General features: G+C 41.3%; 6 protein-coding genes and 1 pseudogene. 3 read left to right on the top strand and 4 right to left on the bottom strand.

The annotated features are described in order from the left end of the window. Positions 1-24: 24 nt before the first annotated feature. Together menC and ACEYJ7_RS06100 are read right to left on the bottom strand one after the other, a co-directional pair. Positions 25-1,002 carry an o-succinylbenzoate synthase gene (gene menC / locus ACEYJ7_RS06095; RefSeq protein ID WP_373778190.1) on the bottom strand — a complete coding sequence of 326 codons (978 nt, stop codon included), beginning with the start codon at positions 1,000-1,002 and terminating at the stop codon, positions 25-27. Between the two features lie 9 nt (positions 1,003-1,011). Then, positions 1,012-2,922: an ABC transporter ATP-binding protein gene (locus tag ACEYJ7_RS06100; protein WP_373778191.1), complete on the bottom strand. Its 1,911-nt coding sequence runs from the start codon at positions 2,920-2,922 to the stop codon at positions 1,012-1,014. 80 nt (positions 2,923-3,002) lie between these two features. Between ACEYJ7_RS06100 and ACEYJ7_RS06105 the strand changes: the two genes are divergently transcribed. The 3 genes from ACEYJ7_RS06105 to moeB are packed head-to-tail and all read left to right on the top strand — an operon-like array spanning position 3,003 to position 5,674. Beyond that, the gene (locus ACEYJ7_RS06105) at positions 3,003-3,632 is read left to right on the top strand and encodes a MarC family protein (RefSeq protein WP_373778192.1); all 630 of its coding nucleotides are present in this window, start codon (positions 3,003-3,005) and stop codon (positions 3,630-3,632) included. Positions 3,633-3,690: 58 nt separating this feature from the next. After that, positions 3,691-4,920, top strand: coding sequence for a molybdopterin molybdotransferase MoeA (moeA, locus tag ACEYJ7_RS06110; RefSeq protein WP_373778193.1), 1,230 nt, complete (start codon positions 3,691-3,693; stop codon positions 4,918-4,920). Positions 4,921-4,930: 10 nt separating this feature from the next. Then, positions 4,931-5,674, top strand: coding sequence for a molybdopterin-synthase adenylyltransferase MoeB (moeB, locus tag ACEYJ7_RS06115; protein WP_373778194.1), 744 nt, complete (start codon positions 4,931-4,933; stop codon positions 5,672-5,674). 274 nt (positions 5,675-5,948) lie between these two features. On the opposite strand, the gene ACEYJ7_RS06120 is transcribed toward moeB, so the two are convergent. Next, positions 5,949-6,929, bottom strand: a complete 981-nt coding sequence (locus ACEYJ7_RS06120; protein ID WP_373778195.1) for an AEC family transporter — start codon at positions 6,927-6,929, stop codon at positions 5,949-5,951. A gap of 136 nt (positions 6,930-7,065) precedes the next feature. Then, positions 7,066-7,190 (bottom strand): annotated as a pseudogene (locus ACEYJ7_RS06125) (acetylornithine deacetylase); the annotation flags it as partial.

The following is a 7,190-nucleotide window of genomic DNA, read 5'->3' on the forward strand; positions in this document are numbered from 1 at the left end:
AGTGGAAACACTAACCTTTTGTCTTTATAGCACTAATTCTGTAATAAACGGGCTATTTAAATCAGCAAGCGGCAATATCGAGCCTTGCCAAGGGCGTAGCAGCTGAAATTGCATCAAGTCTAAAGTATCTAATCCCGGTACGGTGTTCGGTGTATATTGCTGTGCCAAACGAGCGAGTTGGGTTAAGCCTAAACTGGATTCAATACTTGAACTAATGACTGCAATGATTCCCAGCGATTGTGCCTGTTTTATCAATCCGACACATTTTTCGATCGAACCGATTAAAGTTGGTTTAATCACGATTGCTGTCAGGTAGGGCTCTTTTTGTAGAACGAATCCCGTATCTCTTACCGTTTCATCCCATGCAATAGCGATTTGTTGTTCTTGTGCAAATTGGCGCGATAACTCAGGTGTTTTACAAGGTTCTTCAATAAATTGAATACGACTTCGATGTTCGGGTTTAATTTTTGAGGTAAATAATGCTGCTTTTTCCGTTGTCCATGCACGATTGGCATCTAAACGTAATTTTAATTCGGGAATGGCGTCTAAAAACATATCGGCAATTAATCCGTCACGATTGGCTTCGTATAGCCCGACCTTAATTTTGGCGACTTTTTCTCCTTCAATCTGATTCAGTTTTTGGTAAAGCTCATCAGGATCACCATAGCAGAGGGGGGCCGCTTGATAGTTGGCCTCCTTACCTAATTGGTGAGCTATTTCTGCCAATGCGCAGCTTATGCCAAAAGCAACGGAAGGTGCGTAGTTATCAAGGCAAACGGCTTGTTGAGTGAGCCATTTCGTGAGCCAATCTCGGGTTTGCTGTTCTGCGCAGTTTAAATCTTCTAAGCTGAATTCAGGTAGCGGAGCAATTTCTCCCCAGCCATGTTGTTCGTTTTCAATTAAATGGATAATCAAACCTTCACGTTGTTTTAAACGTCGGTTACGCAAAATGACACCGGTTTCAACCGGTAATGTATAGCGATAGAGTTTTGCTTGGCGCATCGATCGTTCCTAGTTAAGTAAATGATCTAATTCTTCTTGGACCATCATCCATTCGGTTTCAATTTCTTCTAACTGTTTTTTAGTTGAGATCTGTTTGGCAAGTGTATCAGCGAGTTTCGCCTTGTTTTCGGCATCATAAATTTCCGGAGAGGAAAGCTCCGCTTCGAATGCGTTTAAACAAGCGGTGAGTTTTTCCAGATCTTTTTCCAATTGTGCGGATTTCTTGCGTAAAGGTGCCGCTTGCTGACGTAATTCGGCTTCAAGGCGCTTTTGTTCTTTTCGGTTTGCCGCACTGTTTTCTTGATTACAAGCGGTCGGATTCTCCGTTTTTTTTGCAAATTCGATCCGATTATTTAATTCATTCAACCATTTCTGGTAATCCTCTAAATCACCGTTGAATTCATCGACTTGCCCATCATGAACTAAATAGAACTCATTGACGGTGGTTCTCAGTAAATGACGATCGTGCGAGACAATAACCAATGAGCCTTCATATTGTGTTAATGCTTCCGTTAAGGCTTGGCGCATATCTAAATCCAGATGGTTGGTCGGTTCGTCCAATAGAAGTAAATTCGGGCGTTGCCACACAATTAATGCCAAGACTAAACGTGCTTTTTCCCCTCCCGAGAAAGCGTTCACTGCTTGCTTCACTTTGTCGCCGTGAAATGCGAAACCACCCAAATAGTTACGTAATTCTTGTTCGGTTTTTTCCGGAGCAAGACGCGCCAAATGCCATAAAGCGCTTTCATCGGCACGTAATGTATCTAATTGATGTTGAGCGAAATAACCAAGCTGTACGCCTTTGGCTAATTGAATATACCCCGATTGCGGTGTGAGTTCTCCTGCCAGTAGTTTGATTAAGGTGGATTTCCCTGCTCCGTTTTTGCCTAATAAACCGATACGCGAGCCGGGCACTAAGTTAAGCTTAACGGACTGTAAAACGAATTTTTCGTCGTAACCGGCACTCACCTTTTCCATTGAAAGTAATGGATTAGGTAAAGAAAGCGGTTCACGAAATTCAAAGGAAAACGGACTGTCGACATAAGCCGGTGCGATTAACTCCATTTTTTCCAGTGCTTTTACTCGACTTTGAGCTTGTTTGGCTTTGGTTGCTTTAGCTTTAAAACGGTCGATAAATTTCTGTAAATGCGCAATTTTTTGTTGTTGCTGTTGAAACTCCGCATTTTGCTGTATCAATTTGGTTGCCCGCTGAATTTCAAAAGAAGAGTAGTTGCCGGTATAATCAAACAGTTTTTGTTGTTCAATATGAATCACACGATCGATAATCGGATCGAGAAAGTCACGGTCGTGAGAAATCAGTAGCAAAGTGCCGCGATATTGACTTAACCAACGTTCTAACCAAATGACCGCATCCAAATCTAAATGATTGGTCGGTTCATCAAGTAATAACAGATCTGAACGGCAAATTAACGCTTGAGCGAGATTAAGCCGCATACGCCAACCACCGGAAAAAGATTTTACCGGTAGATTTAGTTGTTCGGCGCTAAAGCCCAGACCGTCCAATAAAGTTGAAGCACGAGCTTGAATCGTCCAAGCATCAATCGTGTCCAATTGAGCGTGCAGCGTTGCAATTAAATGACCATTATTTTGGGCATTCGCTTCATCAAGCTGCCGAATAAGAGATGTGTATTCGCGGTCACCCTGAATCACATATTGAAGGGCGGATATTTCAAGTGCAGGCGTTTCCTGATTTACCCAAGAAATTGACCAATTTGCCGGATACTTTGCTTCACCGCTTTCTGCAAAAAGCTCACCTTTTAGTAATGAAAACAGAGAGGACTTGCCGCAACCGTTTTTACCGACAAGCCCGATTTTTTGCCCGGTATGAATCGTGGCGTTGGCCTGTTCAAGTAATAACGTATGTCCGCGTTTTAAAGTTAAATCTGTTAAAAAAATCATTGAAATTTAAATAAGTTATTTGGTTTTAAGGTTAAATTGTTGCACAATAACAATTATTTTTTAATAAAGGAAAAATCTTTATGTTTGATTCATTGGTTGTGCAATTTGTTGTACTTTGGGCGGTTATTGACCCAATCGGCTCCATTCCGGTTTATTTGGCAAAAACGGTAGGTTTGTCACCGGATGATCGTCGTAAAATTGCACGCAATGCAATTCTCATTTCCGCAGGGATTTTACTCTTTTTCTTAGTTGTCGGACAGTGGTTACTTGAAGCGATGCAAATACCGCTCTCTGCTTTCCAAATTGCCGGTGGTTTAGTGTTATTGCTCTTTGCATTGTCGATGATTTTCGGCGAGAGTAAACCGGATCAAGAAATCAAAATGAAAAGTAACCTACACGAATTAGCGGTATATCCGCTAGCCGTTCCGTCTATTGCATCACCGGGAGCGATGATGGCGGTAGTATTATTAACGGACAATCATCGTTATAGCTTTGGAGATCAAGTAATTACGACCTGCATTATGTTATCGGTATTAATTATTACTTATTTACTATTCCTGATTGCAAATAGAATCCAACATTATATCGGCAATGCCGGTGCGGCAATTATTAGCCGGGTAATGGGGTTAATTCTTTCTGCAGTCGCAATTAACAATATTCTTTTAGGCTTGCGAGATTTCATTTCTCAAACTGCACCTAGCGTGAATTAATGTCTATTCCACTCTTATTATGAATAATAAGAGTGGTTTTTATTTATCAGGAAAAGTCATGTCTTTACTTACCTTATCTCAAGCTCTTGACAATTTGCTTCAGCGTCTACCTCAACCGACTCAATCCGAACAAATTAATATCAACCAAGTGGCAAACCGTATCTTAGCAACGGATATTTTTTCACCTATCAATGTGCCGGGATTTGATAATTCGGCAATGGACGGTTATGCGGTACGATTAGAGGCGTTGCAACATCACAATACTTTAATTGTAGCCGGAAAGTCCTTTGCCGGCAGTCCGTTTGAAGGAAATATACCTCCGGGGAGCTGTGTACGTATTATGACCGGAGCTAAAGTGCCTGCAAATGCGGACGCGGTAATTATGCAAGAAAATGCTGTGGTAAATGAAGACGGTAGTGTGACTTTTAATACTATACCGAAAGTCGGCGAAAATATTCGCTATATTGGCGAAGATGTTAAACAAGGGACATTGATACTTAAAAAAGGCAGTTTACTGAATGTGACCACTTTGCCTTTATTAGCTTCTCTAGGTATTGCTGAAGTTGCCGTTTATCCTCGTTTGAAAGTGGCGATCCTCTCAACGGGAGATGAATTAATGACGGTGGGTGAACCGCTGGCAGAAGGTCAGATTTATGATACTAACCGTTTTGCCGTACGCCTGATGTTAGAAAAATATCATTGTGAAATAATTGATTACGGTATTTTACCGGACGATCCTGTCATTTTTGAACAGACCTTCACTCAAGCACAGCAAAATGCCGATGTATTAATTACCAGCGGCGGCGTTTCCGTCGGCGAAGCCGATTTTACCAAAGATGTTTTGGCAAAATTGGGTGAAATCGGTTTTTGGAAAATTGCAATGAAGCCGGGCAAACCTTTCGCCTTTGGTAAATTACAAAAGGCGTGGTTCTTCGGTTTACCGGGTAATCCGGTATCGGCATTGGTGACTTTCTATCAATTAGTACAACCGGCGCTAATGAAGCTCAGTGGAGTTTCACCAGATAAAATTGCAAATTTTTCGCCAAAACTGACCGCTTGTACGACGGTTAAACTAAAAAAAGCGGTAGGTCGCCAAGATTTTCAACGTGGATTTTTCTATGAAAGCGATCAAGGTCAGTTAATGGTGGAACCCGTTGGAACACAAGGTTCGCATATTTTCAGTGCTTTTAATGAAAGTAACTGTTTTATTGTCCTTGAGCAAGAACGCGGTAATGTGGAAGCGGGTGAACAAGTTGCAATTCAACCGTTTAACAGCTTGTTAAAATAAGTTGAGAAATATGGAATTAACCGATCACGAAATGTTGCGTTATAACCGTCAGATCATCTTAAAAAGTATTGATTTTGATGGGCAAGAAAAGTTAAAAACCAGCCGTGTGTTGATTATCGGGCTTGGCGGATTGGGCTGTGCAGCCAGCCAATATTTAGCTGCGGGCGGAGTAGGGCATCTTACACTGGTTGATTTTGACTCCATATCATTACCCAATTTACAGCGCCAAATTCTCTATACCGATGCTGATATCGGTCAGCCGAAAGTCGAATCTGCCAAAATGCGATTGACGCAGTTAAATCCGAATATTGAGATTGAAACAATCAACAAATTGCTCAACGACAGCGAGTGGGGCGCACTGATTCCTCATTATGATTTAGTGTTGGACTGCACCGATAACGTCGATATTCGTAATCAGCTTAACACTCTCTGTTTTACACATAAAATTCCCCTAATTTCCGGCGCTGCGATTCGTTTTGAAGGGCAAGTTTGTGTTTTTACTTATCAGCCGGGGCAACCGTGCTATCAATGTTTAAGCAAATTATTTGGGCAAAATGTATTGAGTTGCGTTGAAGCAGGCGTTATTTCACCGATTGTGGGTGTAGTCGGCAGTTTACAAGCCTTAGAAAGTATAAAATTACTGCTGAATATTGGCAAAAGCTTGTCAGACCAACTCTTCATGATAGATGGGTTATACTTTTCTATCAGAAAAATGCAGATTCCTAAGCAACCCGATTGTCCAGTTTGCACTTAATAAATTTAATGAAATTTACAGATTGTTCAAGAAATGCAAAGTTTGGTCTAGTTGTTTGACTGCTAAAAAAGTTTAGCATAACATACTAACCAATTCCTCCTGAACTTAAATGTAAAGTTGGTTATAGGAGCTAACGATTTTTTACGTATACTTTTTTTACTTTTGATCTTGTTTTATTTGTCTCCTTTTATAAAACAGTGATTCATACCTCCTAGAATTAGATCAAAAGTGTTGCTCTCAGATGTTCTGAGGGCTTTTTTTTTGCCCGGTTTTCCTACATCCAATGGAGCTGTTTTAAAATCACAATGCCTAAGCTTGATGTAAACATCGCTCCTAAATTCGTGATCGCGATTAAATTAGCAGAAGCTACAGCATCTCCGCCAAAATGTCTCACCATGGCATAACTTGCCGCCGCCACAGGTGTTGAAGAAATTAAGAATAAGATGCCGATCGACATCGGATCGAGCTGAAACAGAAATTTACCGATTAATACCGTGATTAACGGTGTAACAATCAGCCTCCCGAAGGCGGAATAAATGATGACTTTACTAACCTGATTGGTTGTTCCGTCTGTTTGCTGCAAGCGTTTCAATTGTTTGAAATCAAGAGTTGCACCGGCGCAGATCAATGCTAAAGGCAACGCAATATGCGCTAAATAATCACCGGTACGTAGAATGGTTTTAGGAATGGGCATTTCAAGTTTGCTGATAATCATCCCTACAACAATCGAAATAATCAGGGGATTACTGATGACCGATTTAACCATTTTCCATAAACTCAATTTACCGTTGCTCAGCGAATGAGTTAAGGTAATGACTGCAAGCACGTTAAACAGTAAAGTAATACAAGCGACATAAACCGACGCCGGTGCCGTTGCCGCCGTGCCATAGGCATTAAGGCAAAGTGCTAAACCTAAAATGCCGCTATTAGCACGGAAAACACCTTGTACAAAAATCCCGCGGTAGGCTCGATCGACAATATAGCGTGCCGCCAGCCATTCACTGACCAAATATACTCCGATAGTTGCCATAATACCGGCGCTGACAAGTAAAATTTGGCTGGTATAATCCGTTGGCTCTTTTACCACATTGATGAACAGTAAAGCCGGGAGGGCAATATTAAACACCAATTTTGAAGCTATTTGGCAAAAATGCTCATCAATCATTTTACGCCAACGTAAAACAATACCGAGCAACAACATAAAGATGGTCGGAAAGGTAACGCTGGCACTAAATAGTAAGGATTCTAAGAACATATCAGGTTCGGATTAGCTGACAAGCGGTCTGTTTTGCGCATTTTTTTGCAAAAACGACTGCGCTTCTGTCGGCATTCATCAATACCGTAAAGCGAGCGCAGCAAGTCAATTTTCACAGCAAACCGACCACTTGTTATTAACAAAAATGATGAATCAGTTTTTTCAACAAATCGCGGGTCGGCTCAATAAAGTCCGTCGCTAAAAATTCATCCGGCTGATGTGCTTGTTCAATAGAGCCCGGACCGAGTACCAGTGTCGGGC

This window comes from Glaesserella sp. (genome assembly GCF_041814905.1).
GTDB lineage: Bacteria > Pseudomonadota > Gammaproteobacteria > Enterobacterales > Pasteurellaceae > Glaesserella.

Coding starts and splice junctions, on each gene's coding strand:
- menC (WP_373778190.1), bottom strand. CDS start 1,002: ATGCGCCAAGCAAAACTCTATCGCTATACATTACCGGTTGAAACCGGT.
- ACEYJ7_RS06100 (WP_373778191.1), bottom strand. CDS start 2,922: ATGATTTTTTTAACAGATTTAACTTTAAAACGCGGACATACGTTATTA.
- ACEYJ7_RS06105 (WP_373778192.1), top strand. CDS start 3,003: ATGTTTGATTCATTGGTTGTGCAATTTGTTGTACTTTGGGCGGTTATT.
- moeA (WP_373778193.1), top strand. CDS start 3,691: ATGTCTTTACTTACCTTATCTCAAGCTCTTGACAATTTGCTTCAGCGT.
- moeB (WP_373778194.1), top strand. CDS start 4,931: ATGGAATTAACCGATCACGAAATGTTGCGTTATAACCGTCAGATCATC.
- ACEYJ7_RS06120 (WP_373778195.1), bottom strand. CDS start 6,929: ATGTTCTTAGAATCCTTACTATTTAGTGCCAGCGTTACCTTTCCGACC.